The sequence below is a fragment of the Streptomyces sp. ICC1 genome (assembly GCF_003287935.1).
Lineage (GTDB): Bacteria > Actinomycetota > Actinomycetes > Streptomycetales > Streptomycetaceae > Streptomyces > Streptomyces tritrimontium.
Genome location: NZ_CP030287.1, coordinates 609,027 through 628,624, shown reverse-complemented (window position 1 = coordinate 628,624; position 19,598 = coordinate 609,027). Strand labels below are relative to the sequence as shown.

The following is a 19,598-nucleotide window of genomic DNA, read 5'->3' as shown; positions in this document are numbered from 1 at the left end:
CCCGGCTTTTGGCTACCTGGCAGACGTGCCCCGGTCGTCCAGCCGGCCCGGCCGCCAGCCGCGGCTGCGGCCGCGCGGCAGGACCACCGCGAGGAAGGCCACCAGCAGCACCGTCCCGCCCGCGACGGCCGTCACCAGCAGGGCCGTCGTCCGCGCCCCCGCCGTCCGCGGCGCCTCGGGCAGGCTGACCGGGTCCACGCGCGCCGCCTCGGCGGGGGCCGCCGTACCGGGGGCGACCCCGGACACGGCCCCGTACGGGTCCAGCGCGGGCAGGTCCCCCGGATACGCGCCGGCCAGCAGCGCCCCGCGCACCCCCTCCGCGTTCAGACCGGGGTGGTAGGCGCGCACAAGGGCCGCGGTGCCCGCCGTGACCGCCGCGGCCATCGAGGCGCCCGAGCCGGTCCACTTGCCGTTACCCACCGGGCCCGGCCCCACCAGGGCGCCGCCCGGTGCCGACAGGTCGGCGTGCCGGAAGGGCGGCGCGGACTCCGGCCTCGTCCCCTGCGGCCCGGTGTCCAGCACGGCCAGCGCCTGCGCCGGAGCCACGGGGGCGGGCTGCGGATCGCCCCCTCCCGGCGGCGGACCGTCCGCCGCGGCGGGCGCGATCACCAGGGCGTCCTTCGCCCGGGCCACCGCCATGGCCTCCACCACCCGGGGGTCGGTGCCGTCCAGCGGCGCGGTCACCGTGATGACGCCCGCCCCTGCCTCGGCCGCCTCCCGCACCCCGGCCGCCAGCCGGGCCGCGTCCGGCTCGCCGCGCTCCCCGGTGCCGCGCACGGCGAGGATCCGCGCCTCCGGCGCCACCCCGGAGAACCCCTGGCCGGCCAGCGCCGCCCCGGCGACCAGGCCGGCCTGGAAGGTGCCCCGGCCCACGCAGTCCCGGCCCGCGTCGCCCAGTACCCGGACCCGGCCCGCGAGCACGGCCGGCGCGTCGCTCACCCCGGTACCGACGACCGCCACCGTCACCCCGCGGCCCCGGGACAGGCGCCACACCTGCTCCAGCCCCAGGGCGCCCCGGGTCCAGGGAGCCGCAGCCGTGTCCTTGCCCGGCACCGTGGTGCAGCCCTGGCCGGAAGCGAGTACGTCGGGCACGCCCGGCAGCGTCGTCGGGCCGTCGTTGGCGACCCGCGCCGCCGCGAGGGGCGCCGGACCGGCCAGCGCAGCGAGAACGGTGGTGCACAACAGCAGACGGGTACGGCGACGCATGGGAGGTCCTCGGTCGGGGCCCGCCCTGCGGGGGACGGGGCTTCTTCTCGGTCGGGTACGGGCCGGGCCCGCCGCTTCGGTGCTCCCGCTCAGTGCTCCCGCAGGTCCTCGGCGAGCAACAGCCGCAGGTCGTCCAGGCTTGGCGCCGCGAGTGCACTGAGCCGGCGTGCCTGCCGCGTCATCATGGCCTCCAGGGTCTGGCGGGCCAGCCGGGCGTTGCCGAAGGTCCGGCCGCGCGGGATCGACTCGAAGTACGCGCGCAGCGCCGAAGCCGCGCCGGGGGCGCACTCGTAGCCGTTCTCCAGCGCGTTCTGGCGCACGATCGTGACGAGCTCGTCCGAGGAGTAGTCGGGGAACTCGACGTGCCGGGCGAAGCGTGAGGCCAGACCCGGGTTGGAGTGCAGGAAGCGGTCCATCTCCTCCGTGTAGCCGGCGACGATCACCACCACCTCGTCGCGGTGGTCCTCCATCAGCTTCAGCAGGGTGTCCACCGCCTCCTGGCCGAAGTCCGAGGAGGCGCCCGAGCCCTGCGGGGTCAGCGTGTACGCCTCGTCGATGAAGAGGACGCCGCCGAGCGCGCGTTGGAAGACCTCCTTGGTCAACTGCGCGGTGTGCCCGATGTAGCGGCCCACCAGGTCCGCCCGCGCCACCTCCACCAGCTGCCCGCGCGGGAGCACGCCCAGGGACACCAGCAGCTCGCCGTACAGCCGGGCCACCGTGGTCTTGCCGGTACCGGGCGGGCCGGCGAAGACGAGGTGGTTGCTGATCCTGGGGGCCGGCAGCCCCGCCGCGGCCCGGCGCCGCGCCGTCGCCAGCAGGTTGACGAGGTCGCTCACCTCGCGCTTGACCGCCGCCAGACCGGTCAGCGCGTCCAGCCGCAGCAGCGGGTCCTGGTCCTCCCCGGCCGCGGCGGCCGCGGGCAGGCCCACGTCCTCGGCGGTCAGCAGCGCCAGATCGCGCTCGTCGACGTCGCCGCGGGTGGCGAGCCGGGACGCCTGCCGGTCCACCATCTCCTCGAAGACCTTCCGCGCGGTGCGCCCGTTGCCGAAACCGGCGTCGCGGGGGATCCGCTCGAAGTACGCGTGCAGAGAGGGGCGGGCCTCCCCGTCCAGCTCGTAGCGGTGCGCGGAGCACATCCGCTCGACGATGGTGACCAGTTCCTCCGAGGAGTAGTCGCGGAACTCCACGCTGCGGGTGAACCGCGAGGCCAGACCCGGGTTGGAGGCGAGGAAGTCCGTCATCTCCTTCGGATAGCCGGCCGCCACCACCACGACGTCCTCGCGGTGGTCCTCCATCAGTTTGACCAGGGTGTCGATCGCCTCCCGGCCGAAGTCCGCTCCCGACCCCGCCGAGTCCGACAGCAGTGTGTACGCCTCGTCGATGAACAGCACCCCGCCGAGCGCCTTCTTGAAGGTCTCCGTCGTCTTGATGGCCGTTCCGCCGACGATCTGCGCGACGAGGTCGGCCCGGGAGACCTCCACCAGATGGCCCGAGCGCAGCACCCCGAGCGAGGCGAGGATCGAACCGTAGAGCCGGGCCACCGTGGTCTTGCCGGTGCCCGGCGGGCCCGCGAAGACCAGATGGCGGCTCATCGGCGGCGCGGGCATGCCGAGCCCGGCCCGGCGCTGCGCCATGCGGTTCAGGTTGATCAGGGTCAGCACCTGCTCCTTGACCTCGTCGAGGCCGATCAAGGACCGCAGCTCCGCCGCCGCGCCGCCCTCCGCCTCCGCCTCGGCAGGGGCGACGACGGCCGCACCGCCCGGCAGCCGGCCGTCGCCGGCCGCCTGCGCGTCGGCGGCGCTGCCCCAGGCGTCCGGGGCGCCGTTGCCGGCGCTGGTGAGCTGCTCCACCGCCAGGCGGTCGCCGGGAACGGCCTGGCGCAGCCCGCTGCCCTTGTTGTCCCGCAGGGTGCAGCCGATCACCGAAACGGGGTCGGAGCCCTCCACACGAACCCCGTCGGCGGCCGAACCGGTCACCTCGCAGGCGCTCAGGGAGGTACGGGCGCCCGCCGCGACCAGCACCCCGTGCTCGCCCGCACCCCGCACCCGGGACCGGGCCGCCGTCAGCTCGCCCCGCTCCTCGACCCGGATGCCCGCGCCCAGGCAGTCGTCCACCTCGGTGTCGCGCAGGATCACCGCGCCGAGCGCGCCCACCTGCACGCCGGGGCCCTTGGCAGTCCGCAGCCGACCCTGTCCGACGTACAGGTTCCCGTGCCCGGACACGTGCAGCGCCGCACCCCCGGACTCCTCGACCAGGCAGTCCTCCAGCCGTCCCCGGCCGTCCGCCAGCACCTCGATGCCGTGGCCCGCCGAGCGCGCGATGGTGCTGCGCCGCAGCAGGGGATTGGCGCGCGACCGGATCAGTACGCCGCCCTGGCCGCTGCCGACCACCTCCAGCCGGTCGATCTCGGCGGCGCAGTCCTCGTCCAGGAGGACCCCCGTCCCCTCGGCGTCGCGGACCACGGCGGCGGTGAGGACGGGCGAGGAGAAGTCGGTGACGCGGACCGCGGCGTCCCGGGCGGCGGTGAACACGCAGTCCTCGAACACCCCCCGGCTGCGCTCGGTCACCAGCAGTCCGTGCCCCGCGGTCCGGTCCGTGCGGCAGCGCCGCAGGGTCGGCGCGGAGCCGGCGCCGACCACGAACCCGTGACCGGTGGTGTTCCGGACGGTGACGTCCTCCAGGACGGTCGCGCCGCTGGTGCTCATGAACACGCCCACGACGGAGTCCGTGACGGTGGACCGCGAAACGGTGACCGTGCTCTCCTCCTCGGCGGCCACCCCGGGCTTGTCGGCGGCGGAGATCTCGCAGTCCTCCACCAGGACCCGGGCGCGGCCGTTCGCGAGGACGCCGTTGCCGCGCGCGTCGCGGAGCCGCCCCGCGCGCACGGAGATCCTGCCCTGCTCGCCGGCGACCACGGCGGAGGTCCCGAGGTGCTCGACGACGCACTCCTCCAGGAGGCTCTCCGCCGCCGAGGTGGACACCACTCCGGCGCCCTGGGGGTTCTCGATCCGGCACTGGCGGATCGCCAGCGAGCCGGCGCCGCGGGCGAACAGGGCCGCCCAGGAGGCGCCGTACACGTCGCACCGGTCGAGCAGGAGCTGCCCGCGGGCGACGTCCACGACGGGCAGTTCGTCGTCGTGGCCGCGCAGGACGAGGGAGTTCACCATGGCCGAATCGCACGCCATGATGAGGGCCGAGCCCTGGCGGGGCGCCAGCTCCACGGTGCCGCGGCCCTCCGTGGTGGTCAGCGTCAGCGACGTGACGAGCGTGAGGCTCTCCTCGTAGCGTCCGGGGGCGATGCTGATCACAGCTCCGGTACGGGCCGCGCGGAGCGCCTCGGAGATGGTGCGGCAGTCGCCCGTCCCGTCCTGGGCGACGGTGAGCAGCTGGCGTGACACGTTCTGACCTCCCGGGCACCCCGACGTCGTTTCCGCTGTTTGGCGGCGTCCGGTCGCTTCCGGGGCGTGTGGAACTGATGTGCCCATCATGCCTGCTGGGGCGGACGGGCCGCTACCGCCCTCGGCCGGAAACAAGCGGCCACGGGGTCTGTCTGACGGGTCGTCCCGCCCTGCGGCCGCCGGGTGTCGACCGCGCGGATCAGGTGTGTGCCCCCTCCACGGTGGACAGGGCGGCGTCACGGAAGGGTCCCGCTGTACGCGAGCCCGTCCGGCGGGCCAGTACGACCGCACCTTCCAGGCCGTCCGCGACCGGGTACGGGGACAGGCCCCGGGCGGACACGCGAACCGCGAAGCGCTCCAGCAGCGGGCCTCGCGGACCGAGTAACCCTCCCGCCATCACCAACGGTTCGCCGTGCGCCGGTCGAAGCGCGGCCGTGCTCTCGACCAGCAGGTCCGCGGCCTCGTCGAGGATCCGTCCCGCGATGACGTCACCGTCCGCCGCTGGCCTACCACCACGGGGAAGTACTCCGCCAGTTGGACGGGGGCGGTCAGGGCCGGCGCTCCGTCGACGAGCGCGAACCGTACCGATGCCGTGTCCGTGGCCGGTGCTTCGAAGGCATCGGCCAGCCAGTCGACGAGTCCGTGCGTCGCAGACCTGTGGTGTCCCGGTTCCACGGACAGAACGGGGTCCGGGTGCGAGCACGCCAGGGGTCCCGGGATACCCTGCGGGTGCCCGTGGCGCTCTTCGCGAGTCTCAGGGGCCGACCCCGACCGGTCTCCCCGAAAGTGCAGCAGCCATGTCCGCCATCCTCTCGTCGCGGCCGCCTTCGCCGGCCCGCGGAGTGGTGCGCGGCCTGCGCGCCGGCGCCCTCGCGGCACTGTGCGTACTGCTGCCACTGCTGGGCCACCTCCTCTCGCAGGGACACATGCCGCGCTGGGCCGTGCTCCTCGGGATGGCCGCGATCGCGGCGCCCGGTGCGGTGCTGCTGACTCGGCACAAGCTCTCCGACGGCCAGCTCATGGCGGCGCTGGCCGGTGCCCAACTGGCCTACCACGCGGCGTACGCGCTGCCAGGTGCCTGCGCGGCCGTGACCGGGTCGCAGGATCCCGTGACTCTGGTCGAGCATGTCTCGGCGGCCGGAGTTCCGCCGGAGGTCTTCCTCGCCGGACACCTGGTCATGCTGGTGCTCGCCGCGCGGCTGTTCGGGCTGACCGAACGGCTCTTGTGGCGCGGCAGGCCCGCCCTGGAGGCGCTGCGCGCCCTGCTCATGTTCGTCTGGCCGCACCTGCACGCCGGCAACGGACCGAAGGCAGCTCTGCGCGACCTGGAGACCAGCGCGATGCCGCCGTCCGCGCTCGTGGTCCGCCTACACCCCGGGCGAGCACCACCCAGGTGCGGGCGCGCTCCGATGTGGCGTGCCCCTCTCTCGACGACCGGGCTGTCGCCCGGCGGTGGTCTCTGCCTGTCCTGACGGCCAGGTGAAGGGGCCGTCCGCGGGCGTCGGCGTTCCCTGCTCCGGCTGGTCCGGGGAGCACAGAGAGATCCCTCCCTTCGCATGTATTCCTTCTCCAGGCGTGCCGCCCGTGCGGCGACTCGCACCCTCGTCGTACCCCTGAGCGGCCTGCTCCTGTGGGCCGGGGCACCGGCCGCCTCGGCGCACACCGACCTCACCTCCAGCACGCCGGCCGACGGCGCGACATTGGACGCCCTGCCGCCGGGCATCCGGCTGACCTTCAGCGACGAGATGTCGCAGGAGTACGCCAAGGTCGCCCTGACGGCGCCGGACGGGAGTCCGGCGGGCACCGGGGACCCACTGGTCGACGGCAAGAGCGCGTCCCTGGTGGTGAAGCCCGGCCTGCCGTCGGGCAAGTACACCGTCGGTTACCGGGTCGTCTCGGCCGACGGCCACCCGGTGTCCGGCTCCTACAGCTTCACCGTCCAGGCGGTGGCCACAGCCACACCGGATCCGGCGCCGTCCGCGCCGTCCGCGCCGCCTGCGGCATCCGGCGACTCCATGGCCGCCAGCCCCTCGCCCACGGTCAGCGGCACGGCGTCTTCCTCAGCGGGCGGCGTCAGCACCACGGTGATCGCCGGTGGGCTGATCGTGGCCGGGGCTGGTGCTGGTGCCGCCGTCTTCATCGTGCGCCGGAGGGCACAGCGTGTCGGCTGATCTCGTGCTCCGGAGAGCGGTCCGCCTGCCGCTGATCCTTGCCGCCTCGGCCGTCCTGGCCGTCGGCGTCACGGTGGTGGCGATGTGGGCGGCCGGTGCCACAGCGCAGCGGGTGCCGGGGATCGACGATGCCGGCCCGCTCACCTCCTGGGGTCTTCCCCTCTCGCGCACCGTCGTGGACATCACCTCGGTGGCGACGGTGGGTGCTCTCCTGCTGGCCGGCGTCCTGCTGCCCGGCGGCCGCGACTTGGGCCGCTCACGGATGCGCTACCTGACGTGGGCGGCGCTCGCCGCCGGGCTGTGGGCGCTCTCGTCTGCCGCGCTCCTGGTCTTCACCCTGTCCGACCTGTTCGCCCGGCCGGTGGCCGAAGTGCTGGACCCGGCGATGGTGGCCGACTTCGCCCTCGCCTCGGCGCAGGGCCGCGCGTACGCGGTGATGGCAGCGGCCGGACTGGTCATGGCGACGCTGTGCCCGGGTGTGACGACCGTCCGGTGGGCGCGGGTCGCGCTCGTCCTCGCCGTCGCGGCGGTGCTGCCGCCCGCGTTCACGGGGCACTCCGCTGCCTCCACCAACCACGACGCGGCCGTCACCAGCCTCGCCTTGCACGTGGCGGGGGTCGCCGTATGGGTCGGCGGGCTGGTGTTCGTCCTGGTCGCGGCCTTGCGGCGGGCCGAGGGAGCCGCCGTGGCGGCACGGCGGTTCAGTCCGCTGGCCGGCGGAGCGTTCCTCGCGGTCGCCGCGAGCGGCCTGGTCAACGCCCTGGTGCGAGTGCCCCTGTCGAGCGTCTGGTTCAGCTCCGCCCACGGGCGGATGGTGCTGGTGAAGTCGGCAGCCCTGCTGCTCCTGGGCGGAATTGGCTGGTGGCACCGGCGCCGGACCCTCGGGGCCCTCAACGACGGCACCCGTCGGCCCTTCGTACGACTGGCCATCGGCGAGCTGTCGGTCATGGCGGCGGCGATGGGCTTGGCCGTCGCTCTGTCCCGAACGCCGGCACCCGGCGCCGGCAGCGGCTCGCCGTCCCCGGCGGAGGAGCTGCTCGGGTTCCCGATGCCGCCTCCGCTGGGCGACTTCCCCTGGACGCCCCTGTTCACCCAGTGGCACTTCGACCCCGTCTTCGCCTTCGGAACGGGCGCGGCCGCCGCGCTCTACCTCGTCGGCGTGTTCCGGCTGCGCGCACGGGGTGACCGGTGGCCGGTCGGCCGCACCATCGCCTGGATGCTCGGCCTGGCGGTCACGGTCCTCGCGACGATGAGCGGCCTCGCCGTGTACGGCAAGGTCATGTTCAGCGTCCACATGGGCCAACACATGATCCTCGCGATGACCGTGCCGATCCTCCTCGTCCTCGGCGCCCCGGCCACCCTGGCCCTGCGAACCCTGCCGACGGCCGGCAAGGGCGAGACGGCCGGTCTGCGTGAGGCGCTGTTGTGGCTGCTGCACAGCCGCTACGTGAAGGTCATCTCGCATCCCGCCGTGGCCGGCATCCTGTTCATCGGCAGCGCCTTCGCCGTCTACTCCACCTCATGGTTCGAGACCCTGATGGGCAGCCACCTGGGTCACACGGCCATGTTGATCCACTTCCTGGCCATCGGTCTGCTGTTCTTCTGGGTGATCATCGGCGTCGATCCGGGCCCACGCCGCCCGCCTCACCTGGGCCGGCTGTTCGTCCTCATGCTGACCATGCCGTTCCACTCGTGGTTCAGCATCTCCGTGATGAGCTCCACCGGCATCATCGGCGCCCGCTGGTGGGAGGCGGTGGGCCGCACCTGGGGGCCGTCCCTCGCCGAGGACCAGTACAACGGCGGTGCGATCGCTTGGGCCACCGGCGACATCCCCGTCCTGATCACCACGATCATCCTCGCCGCGCAGTGGGTTCGCTCCGACCGTCGAGAGGCCCGCCGAGTCGACCGGCAGATCGACCGCGGCGACTCCGGCGACCCGCTGGCCGCCTACAACGCGTACCTGGCGAGCCTCCACGCCCGCGACCGCCGCCTGCAGCAGGCAGCCACGCCCACCGGTCGTGGGGACAGCCCGGCCGAAGACCCCACCCCATAGAGGAATCATGACGAACCTGAAGAAGAACCTGAAGAAGAACCTGTTGGCCTTCGCCGCCGTTCTGGCGGCACTGGGAGTCGCCTTCGCTACGTTCTTGCTGGTCAAGCCGGACGACCCGGCCTCGGCAGCTCCGTCCCTGCCCGCAGTAGGCGAGGCCCAGGCCGTACGTGCGGACAGTCACAGGCTGACCAACCCGCAGCGCAGCGAAATGACCCTCGTCGAGTTCCTCGACTTCGAGTGCGAATCCTGCGGAGCTGTCCATCCGACGGTCGAAAAGCTCCGCCAGGAGTACGGCGACCGGGTCACCTTCGTCGTCCGCTACTTCCCCCTGCCCGGCCACCGCAACAGCCGCGCCGCGGCCGTCGCCGTCGAAGCCAGCGCCCAGCAGGGCAAGTTCGAGGACATGTACAAGAAGATGTTCGCCACCCAGAAAGAGTGGGGCGAGTCGCAGAATTCCCAGGCGGACGTGTTCCGGGGCTACGCCGAGCAGCTCGGCCTCGACATGCAGAAGTACGACGCGGCCGTGAAGGACCCGGCCACCGAGGAACGGGTCAAAGCCGATCAGCGGGACGGCATGGGCCTGAATGTGCAGGGCACCCCGACCTTCTTCCTCGACGGCCGGCGGATCCAGACGCCCCGCACCTACGAGGCGTTCAAGGCGCTGATCGACGAACGGCTCGCGCAATGAGCGGCACCAAGGACGGGCCGGAACTGGCTCAGCTGATCGACGAGGCCTTCCTGCCCCTGTGACCCATTGCCCGGCCACCGACTCCACCCGCACGAGCGAGGACCTGTCCCCATGACCTCACCCGCACCGCTCACCTATGACGAGCGGCTGACCGCCCCCAGGACCTGGTGGCTGATCGCCGTTGCGGTCGGCTTCTCCATGGCGCTCATCGTCATGCCCTACGGGGGACTCGCCGCCCTCGGTGGATTGGCCGTCGGCACCCTGATCGCCTGCATGTGGGTCAGCGCCCAGGGATCCTCCCGCATCCGCGTCACCAGCGACCTGCTGGTCGCCGACGATGCTCGGATTCCCCTCAGCGCGCTGGGCGAGGTGCACGTCCTGGAGGGACAGACAGGGCCGCGAGGTCTCGCGATGCCTCCATGGCCGACTCAACGACGCTTCCGGCACCAGGTCACTGACCTGCGGAAACTCCGCCACTAGTTCAGTCAACAGGTGATCACGCAGGGACTCTTCTAACTGTCGTGGCTCGTCGACCACAAGGCGGAGTTCCAGCACCTGGTCCGCAACCGACTCGGGGCCGCAGCCGCGGCCCAGGTCCTGTGGAGCGCGCCCAGGCTGGTCTGCGTCGCGGAGGACTTCACGCGCTACGACGTCCACGCCGTCCGCGAGATCCGCCGCAGCATCGACCTGGTCCGCTGCAGCTACTTCGGCAGCGACCTCCTGGCCCTTGAGCCGGTGACCTCCGTCGTCGCCGACGGAGCGGTCCGAAGCGACCGCCGGCAGCGGAGGGCGGCATCGGCGGACAGGGCGCCGGCCAGCGTCGATGGCCCTGACCTGAGGGCTGCGCTGGAGGAGCTGCGCCTAGGGCTTGGTGACGACGCCAGCCGGATAGACCGCAAGCCGTACCGGGCGTACCGGGCGTACCGGACGCTGCGGAACTTCGCCTGCGTCAGCCACGGTCACCAGCAGGAAGTCGTCGTGACCCTTCGCCTGTCACCCAAGGAGGTCGACCTCGTCCCCGGCTTCACCCGGGATGTCAGCGAGATCGGCCACCACGGAACGGGCGATCTTGAAGTCCGACTGCGCACGGACCGTGATTTCCGCCGAGTGGAGCCGCTACTGCGGCAGGTCTACGAGGCTGCGTGATCGCTTGGCGGCCAGCGGTGTCGAGTTGTGGTTCAGTTACCAGCGTCGGCCTTTCGTGGTGCGGACAAGGGTGGCGGTGCCCTTCCATGATGCGGTGAATTCGGGAATTCTGAATTCGTGGAACCGCTGATATAGGAGGCCCCTGTTCCCTCTGGCTTTCGGATGCTGCACCCGGCTCTCGTCGGTGCATGGTGAGACCCCGCCGAGGGGGGATTCGGCGGGGTCTCACTCAGGCAGTAGCCCTTCGGTCTGCGCATCGGAGCGTGACGGTGGCTGTCTGCGTGTCAGCTGTCCGAGCCGCGTGTGGCCAGCGGCGACCAGCCCTCAGTCATACACCCATTCGAGTGTGTTTCGTGATCGTCCGCAGGGGCGCGTATGGACGCATGCAGCGAGGACGAGTGAAGTGGTTCAACACCACCAAGGGGTTCGGTTTCATCAAGCCGGAGGGCAGTGACCAAGACATCTTCGTTCACATGTCCGCAGTCTCGGCGGCAGGTCTGAACACCCTCGATGATGACCAAGAGGTTCTCTTCGAGATCGAGGAGAACCAGAAGAACGGCAAGGCGTCCGCCATCAATCTGAAGGTTGTCGTCTAGTGACCTGAGTCAGAGATTCGGTGGCAGTAGGCGGCGACTTTGTCGAGGATCTCGTCGGCGGTCTTCGTCCAGACGAAGGGCCTGGGCTGGTCGTTCCAGGCGGCGAGCCAGGTCCGGATGTCGAGTTCGAGGGCTTGGACGGAGCGGTGGACTCCGCGCTTGAGTGTTCTGCGTGAGCTCGGCGAACCACCGTTCCACCAGGTTCAGCCACGACGCACTCGTCGGTGTGAAGTGCAGGTGGAAGCGAGGGTGCGTCAGCAGCCACTTCTTGATGTCGGGGGTCTTGTGGGTCGCGTAGTTGTCGAGGATCAGGTGGACCTGAAGGTCCTCCGGCACCTCCTTGTCGACCTTGGCCAGGAACTTCTTGAACTCGGCGGCCCGGTGACGGCGGTGCAGGGAGCCGATCCCTTGCCCGTCGCGACCTGCCGCAGCCGCTCATGAGGTCGGCGATGAGGAGAAACCGGTCGGCGCCGGCGGTGCGTATGTCGCGGAGCTGGGCGGGGGAGGGGATGACCGCGCGTTCGGGGTCGTACTGCGGGGGCTTGACGCCCAGGACGGGGTTCTCGGTATAGGTGCCGAGGGCGGTAGGCGTCGAGGAGGACCGACTTCACCTTCTCGAAGGCGTTGGACTGGGTGGCGAGGCCGGCGCCGTTGCGTTCCATGGTGCGGATGAAGCCGTCGACGACCTTGTGGTCGAAGGTGCTCATTCGGCGGCTGCCTAGGGTGGGCAGGGGGCCGGTCCTGACCTGCTGTCTCGGAGAGCAAGAGCAGGCCGTGGCCAACCTCAGGGGACGGCGCCTGCTGCTGAAGCACCGCTGCAGCGCCAACCGAACGACCGGCGTCGTGAAGGCAGTCCGCGTCCTTCACCGCGCATCAACATGAGGGCGGACAACGCCCAGTGCGCGGGCTCCCGCTGGGACTAACGGGCGTCGCGCCGCCGACGGGCGCGCTCGAACTCGGCGACATCCGACATCCAGGGACCGTGCTGTTCGAGTGCGGCGCAGCCGCCGCGGACGAAGGCGCTCACCAGTTTCCGGTACCCGCCGATCCCGTCGACCAGGCTGTACTCGACCCGGTACTCCGGATCCGACCTGCCCGTCCCCTCGCGCAGCGTCGTGATCCGGGCGAGGGAGTCCGCGTAGAAGTGGAGCTGTATCCCTTCGCCCATCTCCTCGTCCTCGATGGTGAACACTTCGTTGTCCGCGGCAGAGCGATCGCCGACGAACTCCCAGAACTCCGCGGCGGCAGTGCGGGGACCGTCCCGTAGCCACTTCTTCTCGACGCCCTTGTCGTCGGTGAACGACAGGACCGTCTTCCTCGCACTCCCGCCGAAGTCGGCGCGGTGGCCGGCAGCTTCCTCGTCATCCTCCATGGGTGTGCTCCTGGAGCGGTCCGCGGCCTCCGAGCACATCAGGAAGCTCACGGTACGCACCGCGTCATCGACGAGCTCAGGGTGTGCACGGCGCACGGCCGCTCCGACCGTCGTCTCCATCCGATCCCAGTCGCGCTTGTCCGTGGCGCGTTTTCCCCGTCGCGGATCGCGGCCGATCCGCATCCCGGCGCACGCTTGCTCCGCGGTGGCGATCACCCGCATGACCGCGGGCAGCAGTGCGGGGTCGACGGCATCGGGCATCCGCCTCGGAACCGTCGCGCCGTGCAGATACTGGCCCGTGTACCTCAGGATCGCGGCGTCGAGCGGACCGAGTACTGCTCCGCGCTCGGCGCGACGGCGGTCCGCGTGGTACTCCTGAGCTCGTTTCCCGTTTGACGTCTCTGTCGCCGCGCGCATCGCCGCGCATACCTGACCGCGCTCGAGGAGACCGATGTCCGCCCCGTGGGCGATGAGCCGGCTCCTGTCCCACGGGATGCGCCGGAAGAGCGCGTCGACGTCCGCGGGCCCGGCAAGGAGGATCGGGTCCAGGAGTGCGACGGCGGCGTTCTCATCGAGCCGGCCCCGGGTTCCGGCGGCGTCGCACAGCGGAAGAGCCGCACTCCACAGCAGCAGGTGCCTGGCCAGGTCCTCCCGGATCACCGCAAGATGGGTTTCGCTGATCGGGAACGTGAACGTGCGAGGCTCGTGGTTGGCGTCGGCCCCGGCACCGAGCATCAGCTTCAGCTCGCCGTCCTCGCGGATCACGTTCGGGATCCAGCCGCTCTGGCGGGTGAAAACGATGTCTCTCATGGACTCAGTCCTTCTCGGAACGGCACGGGCCGGCAGCACGGTGTTGTTGCGGCACCGCCCCGCACCAGCTGTTCACGACCACCGTGCGCATTCGACGTCGAGGCGTCGGTCGGTGCGCACCCAGACTTCGCCCCCGGCGGCCTCGGCCGGGGCGTCGACCCGTTCGATACCGAGGAACTCGATCAACTTGAGCAGTTCGGCTCGTTCGGCTCGGTCATCGTCGACGTCATGCGAGTCGAAAAAGACGTAGTACTGGTCGCTCGGGTCCACGCAGCCCGAATCCGCCCAGATCCGAGCGACTTCTTCGATCGCCGCTGCTTCCGTCGTGAACGTGGCGGCGCGGGCGGCACCGCGAGTCTCCGGTGACGCGTCGAGGTCGGCGAGGTCGGGGAACCACTGGCCGAAGCGGTCGAGGCCGGCATATCCGTTCTCGAAGAACAGCATCGCGCTCGGAAGGTAGCGATTGCCCCTGTCGACCTGGAGGTATTCCGACCGGGGTTGGTCCGCGTCTTTGATCCGGGAGATCACACCTTGCCCGGGCATGAGTACCAAACTCTGCCCCGACGGTTCGTCATTGATGGTGTAGGTGTCAGAATCCCGGCCACGGAAGAACGCGGAGAACGCTACGTAGGCTTCTTGAGGGTCGCCCACGGAGACCTGTTGGTCGTTGCCATCACCGACAGCGAAGACGAACTGTTTCGGTCCGGGGTTGTAGGGGCGAGCCATATGCGTCCTTCGTTCACGTGTGCTGGCTCCACCAGCGTAGGCGAATCAGAGCGGACGGACCTGCCGTTCATCGCCGACGAACAGCCAGCTCCGCAACTCCCGCCGGAGCCGCTGAAGGCGCGCCCCCAGGGCGAGCGGCGAGGATGCCCGAGGGGCTTGCTGCGGAGGGTTGGCGTCTCCCATGTGTGACCGGGTGGGGTCAGCTTTGCCAGGATCATCGGGCAGGCCGCAGCCTCACGATCACCGGACCGGGTTGCCGCCGAGGGCCGCTACCTCGCCGCGGCCGCTGCCGTCGCCGGGGCCGACGGTCGCCACCCGGAGCTCGCCGGAGCGTCTTTCCGCGCGGATTCCTGGCGGTCAGGACCCGGTGCCGGGCAGGAGGCGGAAGACCTGGTCCAGGCCGATGATGCGCAGGACGCGCAGGGTGTGGGCGGGGACGGCGGCGAGTGCGATGTCGGCTTGGGCGGCCTGTACGTGATTGCGGGCGGCGATCAGTGCGCTGATGCCGCTGGAGTCGCAGAATTCCATGCGGGCGAGGTCCAGGACGAGGAGTCGGCCCGGTTCGAGGGGGAGCGCGGCGAGGACGTCGCGCAGGTCGGGGGCGGTGGTGTAGTCGAGTTCGCCGATGATCTGCATGACGGGGCCGGCCGGCGAGTTCCGGGTGGTGATCTTCAGCGGTGTCATCGCGGGTTCTTCGTCGTGGGGACGCCGAGGGCGAGGAGGGCGGTGTCGTCGTCGAGGCCGTTGCCGAAGCCATCCAGCAGACCGGTCAGGGCCTCGATGATCGCGTCCGGGGACCTGCCGGCGTGGCCGGTGGCGAAGGCGTGCAGGGCCTCGTCCCCGTACAGGGAGGTGCGACCTTCGCCGGTGCGGGCTTCGGTGAGTCCGTCGGTGTAGAGCAGGAGGGTGTCTCCGGGGGCGAGCGTGGTGCCGGCGGTGGTGAAGTGCGCGTCCGGCAGGATGCCGACGAGGAGGCCGCCCGGGGTTGCCAGGAAGTCGGCCGTGCCGTCGGCGCGCAGGAGGAGGGCCGGCGGATGGCCGCCCGAGGCGAGGACGACGGCGACGTGCCCCGTCGTGAGGGCGGGCTCGAGAATGCCGAAGACGGCGGTGCAGTAGCGGGGGTCGCCGCCGCTGTAGCGCTCGTGGAGCACCCTGTTGAGCGTCGACAGGGCGGACACGGGGTCGGGGTCGTGCAGGGCGGCAGCGCGCAGGGTGTAGCGGGTCAGCGAGGTGACCGCGGCGGCCTGGGGGCCCTTGCCGCACACGTCACCGAGGAAGAACGCGAAGCGCCGGCCGTCAATGGGGAAGACGTCGTAGAAGTCGCCGCCGAGCCGGTCGGGCGACGCGGTGCGGTAGTGGGCGGCCGTCTCCACTCCGGGGATGGCCGGAAGGATGTCGGGCAACAGCGACCGCTGGAGTACCGCGAGGGCGTCCTGCAGCCGGGCCCGGTCGATCTCCGCCCGTCTCAGCGCGTCCTCGGCCGTCTTGCGGGCCCGCAGGAGTTCCACCTCGTAGGCGCGGCGGTCGCGGGCGTTGAAGACGGTGGTGCGGATCAGCAGCGGCTCGCCCGTGGCTCCGCGCTTGACCACGGACGAGACCAGCACGGGCATCCGGACACCATCGGCTTGTCTGATCTCAAGAGCGACGCCGCCGATCTCGCCCTGCATGCGCAGCAGCGGCGCGAAGTGGGTTTCGTGGTAGAGCTTGCCGCCCACGGTCAGCAGATCGGTGAACCGCATCCGGCCCACCACCGCGTCCCGCTGGAGGCCGAGCCAGTCCAGCAACGTGGTGTTGATCTTGGCGATGGTGCCGTCCATCAGCGTGGACAGGTACCCGCACGGTGCGCTCTCGTACAGTTCCTCGGCACTGTCTTCCAGGAGGCCGGCGAACGCCGCGTCCGACGTTTCCTCCTCGTCCGCGCCGTGCGGGTCGGGCTGTTGCCCGGTGGGGCACATCAACGCAGGCCTGCCAGGAACCCGGTGATCGCCTCGTTGGTGGCCTCGGGAGCGGACAGGTGCGGGCAATGCCCGGTCGCATCAAGGGTGATCAGGGTCGAGCCGGGGATCGCCTTGTGGACGAAGGCGCCGACCTCCCGGGGCGCGATGGCGTCCTGGGTGCATTCCAGCACCAGCGTCGGCACGCTCACGTCCCCCAGTTCGTCCCTCGAATCGGACAGGAACGTGGTCCGGGCGAAGACGCGCGCCATGTCCGGGTCGGTGGCGCAGAAGCTGTTCGTCAGCTCCTCACCGAGCGCGGGCCGCTCCGCATTCCCCATGATCACAGGCGCCATCGCCGCCGACCAGCCCAGATAGTTCGCTTCCAGCGACTCCAGGAGCTCGTCGATGTCCTGCGCGCTGAAACCGCCCCGATAGCCCTCGTCATCGATGTACCGGGGAGAGGGAGCGATCATCGCCAGCGCCCCGATACGCTCCGGAGCCATCCCCGCTGCCCGTACACCGACCATCGCGCTGACCGAGTGCCCCACGAACACCGCGTCGTGCAGGTCGAGCGCGTCGCACACCTCCACCACGTCCCGGGCATAGCCGTCCAGGGATCTGTAACGGCCCTCTGAGAACGCGGACAGGTCTGAGCGGCCCGAGCCCACGTAGTCGAACATCACCACCCGGTAGTCACCGGCCAGTGCGGGTACGGTCAGCCGCCACATGTTCTGGTCACAGCCGAATCCGTGCGCCAATACCACCGTCCGACCCTGCGGATTGCCGGTCACGGTCACGTTGTTCCTGCGCTTGATGTCCATATACCGCTGCTTCCCAGGAGTTGCTCGCCTACCCCGAGTCTCTCGGATCGCCCCACACCCTGCCCGCGACCTTCACCTATGCCCTCGGCCGCCCGGCCGCCCGGCCTGCCGGTCAGGCGGTGATGGGGGTGCCGAGCATCGCGGAGGCCCGCTGGAGGGGGTTGGGCACGCGTGTGGGCGCGGTGGTCCGGGGGAGGCTGCTGCGGCAGGTGAAGCCGAGCTGGGTCATGGCGCGGAGGACTTCGCCGATGCTGAAGTCGCGGCGGTCCTGGCGGGTGAGGACCTGGCCGACCTGCTTGACGGGGTAGGTGCGGCGGCCGATGATCACGGACTCGCCGAGGACTTCTTCGGGCTTGACGTCCTTCATGGACTCCAGGACACCCGACTTGGTCAGCTCGAACGGGAAGCGGGCGATGACACAGCGCATGATGCCTCACAGGGAGAAGGAGGGGACGGTCGTGCGGCGGTGAGGTGGTTCAGCGGGCGAGGGCGAGGACGCCCAGGGCGCTGCCTTGTCCGTCGACGACGGGCAGGGCGGTGAGGCTGCGGTAGTGCATCGCGTGCTCGGCCTCGGCCATGGTGGTCATGGGTGAGGTGAACGGCCCGCGGTCGCCGAGGACATCGCGCAGACGGAGCCGGTCGGTGTACGCGGCGCTGTCGCGGATGGCGGTGAGCTGGGCCTGGGTGATCAGTCCGGTGCACAGGCCGTCCTCGTCGCAGACGAGCAGATGGTCTGTGCGGGAGCCGGCCGTGACGGCCAGGGCCACCTCGACGGTCATGTCGTCGCAGACCTGCGGACCGGCGGCTTCCATGGCCTGGTCCACCGTGCGGTGGGTGAGGTCGGCGTGCGCGGAGCGGGGCTGCATCTGGACCAGCGTCAAAATCTGCCTCCTGCAGAGATGGGTCAGTTTCCGGATCACGTGGTTCTCAGGCCGCCGCATCGAAGGAGGACTGCCGTGCGCTCGCGCGCCGGGCGGCCGAGGCGGGGCCGCGGCGGCCGCGGGAGGCCGTGCTGCGCTTGGGCCGCTCGGAGACCGGTGCGGTGATGGTGACCGGAATGCCGGAGGGGGTCTGGGCGCCGGTGATGCGGTTGAGGGCCTCGTCGCCGGAGCGGACCTGGGTGGTCTGCGGGGTGATGCCCGCGGCCTGCATGAGGCGTGCCATCTCGCGGCGCTGGTTGGGGGTGACCAGGGTGACGACGCTGCCGGACTCGCCGGCGCGGGCGGTACGGCCGCCGCGGTGCAGGTAGTCCTTGGGGTCGGTCGGCGGGTCGACGTTGACGACGAGGTCGAGGTTGTCGACGTGGATGCCGCGGGCGGCGACGTTGGTGGCGACCAGCACGGTGACGTGGCCGGTCTTGAACTGGGCCAGGGTCCGGGTGCGCTGGGGCTGGGATTTGCCTCCGTGCAGGGCGGCGGCGCGGACCCCGCTGTTGAGGAGGTCCTGGGTGAGGCGGTCCACGGCGTGCTTGGTGTCGAGGAACATGATCACGCGGCCTTCGCGGGCGGCGATCTCCGTCGTCGTCCGCTGCTTGTCGGCGCCGTGGACGTGCAGGACGTGGTGCTCCATCGTGGTGACCGCGCCCTGCGAGGGGTCGAGGGAGTGCACGACGGGGTCGGTCAGGTAGCGGCGCACCAGCAGGTCGACGTTGCGGTCCAGGGTGGCGGAGAACAGCATTCGCTGGCCTTCGGGGCGGACCTGGTCGAGGAGGGCGGTGACCTGGGGCATGAAGCCCATGTCGGCCATCTGGTCGGCCTCGTCCAGGACGGTGACGGCGACCTGGTTCAGGCGGCAGTCACCACGGTCGATGAGGTCCTTGAGCCGGCCCGGGGTGGCGACGACCACTTCGGCCCCGGCGCGCAGCGCAGCGGCCTGCCGGTAGATGGGCATGCCGCCGACGACGGTGGCCAGGCGCAGCTTGACCGCGCGGGCGTAGGGGGTGAGCGCGGCGGTGACCTGCTGGGCGAGCTCACGGGTGGGTACGAGGATCAGCGCGAGCGGCTGCCCCGACTCGGCGCTCTGGCCGGCGGTACGGGCCAGCAGGGCGAGGCCGAAGGCGAGGGTCTTGCCGGAGCCGGTGCGGCCACGGCCCAGGACGTCACGGCCCGCGAGGGTGTTGGGCAGGGTGGCGGCCTGGATCGGGAACGGCGTGGCCATGCCCTCACGGGTGAGCGTGGTCAGCAGTTGGGCCGGCATGTCGAGGTCGGCGAAGGCCTCGACGGCAGGCAGCGCGGGGGTGATCGTCTTCGGCGGTGCGAACTCGCCCTGGATCGCGGCGGGCCGACGGCCGTATCCGCCCGAGCGGCTCGGACCACCGGAGCGGCTCGGGGCTCCGGAACGGCTCGGGGTCGAAGAGCCGAAGCGGCTGCCCCGGCCGGAACCGGCGCCGGCGCCGAAAGCGGGGCCGCCGGTGCGGCTGCGGGTGCGGGAGGAGCGGTCGTTCGTACGTGCGGGGTTCATGCGGAACCTTCCTTGATGCGGCACGTATCAAGGAATTCCCGCAGCGTAGAAGCAGCGCAGGGAATTGCGAGAACGGGCCGAATGGAATGCGAAAGCAGATCTGGCGGACAGGGAATCTGTACGGGCCAGGCGCTGAAACAAGGTGGCGTCACGTGGACGCGGCAACCAAAGTAATTAACTCGGGTGTAGCCCCGAGAGGGCCAGTCGGCCGGAT

At 71.1% G+C, this 19,598-nt stretch carries 17 protein-coding genes and 1 pseudogene; 7 read left to right on the top strand and 11 right to left on the bottom strand.

Going from position 1 to position 19,598, the window contains the following annotated elements; genetic code table 11:
* Positions 1-12: 12 nt before the first annotated feature.
* Positions 13-1,206, bottom strand: coding sequence for a S8 family serine peptidase (locus DRB96_RS02910; protein WP_112446620.1), 1,194 nt, complete (start codon positions 1,204-1,206; stop codon positions 13-15).
* An 89-nt stretch (positions 1,207-1,295) separates the two neighbouring features.
* Positions 1,296-4,604 carry a right-handed parallel beta-helix repeat-containing protein gene (locus DRB96_RS02905; protein WP_239516100.1) on the bottom strand — a complete coding sequence of 1,103 codons (3,309 nt, stop codon included), beginning with the start codon at positions 4,602-4,604 and terminating at the stop codon, positions 1,296-1,298.
* A 797-nt stretch (positions 4,605-5,401) separates the two neighbouring features.
* Between DRB96_RS02905 and DRB96_RS02900 the strand changes: the two genes are divergently transcribed.
* The 7 genes from DRB96_RS02900 (at position 5,402) to DRB96_RS02870 (ending at position 11,258) form a co-directional block, all read left to right on the top strand.
* Entirely contained in the window at positions 5,402-6,076 is a 675-nt protein-coding gene (locus DRB96_RS02900; protein WP_112446618.1) for a hypothetical protein, read from the top strand.
* Between the two features lie 84 nt (positions 6,077-6,160).
* Positions 6,161-6,775, top strand: a complete 615-nt coding sequence (locus DRB96_RS02895; protein WP_112446617.1) for a copper resistance CopC family protein — start codon at positions 6,161-6,163, stop codon at positions 6,773-6,775.
* A gap of 4 nt (positions 6,776-6,779) precedes the next feature.
* Positions 6,780-8,828: a cytochrome c oxidase assembly protein gene (locus DRB96_RS02890; protein WP_162688552.1), complete on the top strand. Its 2,049-nt coding sequence runs from the start codon at positions 6,780-6,782 to the stop codon at positions 8,826-8,828.
* Between the two features lie 7 nt (positions 8,829-8,835).
* Complete coding sequence (locus DRB96_RS02885; RefSeq protein ID WP_112446615.1) at positions 8,836-9,516, top strand: thioredoxin domain-containing protein; 681 nt, start codon at positions 8,836-8,838, stop codon at positions 9,514-9,516.
* Between the two features lie 111 nt (positions 9,517-9,627).
* Positions 9,628-9,996 (top strand): DUF3093 family protein, encoded by a 369-nt coding sequence (locus DRB96_RS02880; RefSeq protein WP_112446614.1) that lies wholly within the window; start codon positions 9,628-9,630, stop codon positions 9,994-9,996.
* A 255-nt stretch (positions 9,997-10,251) separates the two neighbouring features.
* The gene (locus DRB96_RS46195) at positions 10,252-10,662 is read left to right on the top strand and encodes a DUF5655 domain-containing protein (RefSeq protein WP_343234499.1); all 411 of its coding nucleotides are present in this window, start codon (positions 10,252-10,254) and stop codon (positions 10,660-10,662) included.
* A gap of 383 nt (positions 10,663-11,045) precedes the next feature.
* Positions 11,046-11,258, top strand: coding sequence for a cold-shock protein (locus DRB96_RS02870; protein WP_112446613.1), 213 nt, complete (start codon positions 11,046-11,048; stop codon positions 11,256-11,258).
* On the opposite strand, the pseudogene DRB96_RS02865 reads toward DRB96_RS02870, so the two are convergent.
* The 9 genes and pseudogenes from DRB96_RS02865 to DRB96_RS02820 all read right to left on the bottom strand — a co-directional run.
* Positions 11,255-11,672, bottom strand: a pseudogene (locus DRB96_RS02865) (transposase); the annotation flags it as partial. The gene DRB96_RS02870 and the pseudogene DRB96_RS02865 overlap by 4 nt on opposite strands.
* A 505-nt stretch (positions 11,673-12,177) precedes the next feature.
* Positions 12,178-13,440 carry a DUF6357 family protein gene (locus tag DRB96_RS02855; protein WP_112446612.1) on the bottom strand — a complete coding sequence of 421 codons (1,263 nt, stop codon included), beginning with the start codon at positions 13,438-13,440 and terminating at the stop codon, positions 12,178-12,180.
* Between the two features lie 72 nt (positions 13,441-13,512).
* Positions 13,513-14,166, bottom strand: a complete 654-nt coding sequence (locus tag DRB96_RS02850) for a hypothetical protein (protein ID WP_112446611.1) — start codon at positions 14,164-14,166, stop codon at positions 13,513-13,515.
* 357 nt (positions 14,167-14,523) lie between these two features.
* The gene (locus DRB96_RS02845) at positions 14,524-14,850 is read right to left on the bottom strand and encodes an STAS domain-containing protein (RefSeq protein ID WP_112446610.1); all 327 of its coding nucleotides are present in this window, start codon (positions 14,848-14,850) and stop codon (positions 14,524-14,526) included.
* Positions 14,847-16,121, bottom strand: a complete 1,275-nt coding sequence (locus tag DRB96_RS02840; RefSeq protein ID WP_112446609.1) for a SpoIIE family protein phosphatase — start codon at positions 16,119-16,121, stop codon at positions 14,847-14,849. The genes DRB96_RS02845 and DRB96_RS02840 overlap by 4 nt, the downstream gene beginning before the upstream one ends.
* Positions 16,121-16,924 carry an alpha/beta hydrolase gene (locus DRB96_RS02835; protein ID WP_112446608.1) on the bottom strand — a complete coding sequence of 268 codons (804 nt, stop codon included), beginning with the start codon at positions 16,922-16,924 and terminating at the stop codon, positions 16,121-16,123. Before DRB96_RS02835 ends, DRB96_RS02840 begins: the two co-directional genes overlap by 1 nt.
* 112 nt (positions 16,925-17,036) lie before the next feature.
* Positions 17,037-17,351 (bottom strand): SCO5918 family protein, encoded by a 315-nt coding sequence (locus DRB96_RS02830; RefSeq protein ID WP_112446607.1) that lies wholly within the window; start codon positions 17,349-17,351, stop codon positions 17,037-17,039.
* A 49-nt stretch (positions 17,352-17,400) separates the two neighbouring features.
* Positions 17,401-17,805 (bottom strand): CBS domain-containing protein, encoded by a 405-nt coding sequence (locus tag DRB96_RS02825; protein ID WP_112446606.1) that lies wholly within the window; start codon positions 17,803-17,805, stop codon positions 17,401-17,403.
* Positions 17,806-17,851: 46 nt separating this feature from the next.
* Entirely contained in the window at positions 17,852-19,384 is a 1,533-nt protein-coding gene (locus DRB96_RS02820; protein ID WP_112446605.1) for a DEAD/DEAH box helicase, read from the bottom strand.
* Between the last annotated feature and the right edge of the window lie 214 nt (positions 19,385-19,598).

Coding starts and splice junctions, on each gene's coding strand:
- DRB96_RS02830 (WP_112446607.1), bottom strand. CDS start 17,351: ATGCGCTGTGTCATCGCCCGCTTCCCGTTCGAGCTGACCAAGTCGGGT.
- DRB96_RS02900 (WP_112446618.1), top strand. CDS start 5,402: ATGTCCGCCATCCTCTCGTCGCGGCCGCCTTCGCCGGCCCGCGGAGTG.
- DRB96_RS02820 (WP_112446605.1), bottom strand. CDS start 19,384: ATGAACCCCGCACGTACGAACGACCGCTCCTCCCGCACCCGCAGCCGC.
- DRB96_RS02845 (WP_112446610.1), bottom strand. CDS start 14,850: ATGACACCGCTGAAGATCACCACCCGGAACTCGCCGGCCGGCCCCGTC.
- DRB96_RS02855 (WP_112446612.1), bottom strand. CDS start 13,440: ATGAGAGACATCGTTTTCACCCGCCAGAGCGGCTGGATCCCGAACGTG.
- DRB96_RS02835 (WP_112446608.1), bottom strand. CDS start 16,924: ATGGACATCAAGCGCAGGAACAACGTGACCGTGACCGGCAATCCGCAG.
- DRB96_RS02910 (WP_112446620.1), bottom strand. CDS start 1,206: ATGCGTCGCCGTACCCGTCTGCTGTTGTGCACCACCGTTCTCGCTGCG.
- DRB96_RS02885 (WP_112446615.1), top strand. CDS start 8,836: ATGACGAACCTGAAGAAGAACCTGAAGAAGAACCTGTTGGCCTTCGCC.
- DRB96_RS02880 (WP_112446614.1), top strand. CDS start 9,628: ATGACCTCACCCGCACCGCTCACCTATGACGAGCGGCTGACCGCCCCC.
- DRB96_RS02840 (WP_112446609.1), bottom strand. CDS start 16,121: ATGTGCCCCACCGGGCAACAGCCCGACCCGCACGGCGCGGACGAGGAG.
- DRB96_RS02850 (WP_112446611.1), bottom strand. CDS start 14,166: ATGGCTCGCCCCTACAACCCCGGACCGAAACAGTTCGTCTTCGCTGTC.
- DRB96_RS02870 (WP_112446613.1), top strand. CDS start 11,046: ATGCAGCGAGGACGAGTGAAGTGGTTCAACACCACCAAGGGGTTCGGT.
- DRB96_RS02895 (WP_112446617.1), top strand. CDS start 6,161: ATGTATTCCTTCTCCAGGCGTGCCGCCCGTGCGGCGACTCGCACCCTC.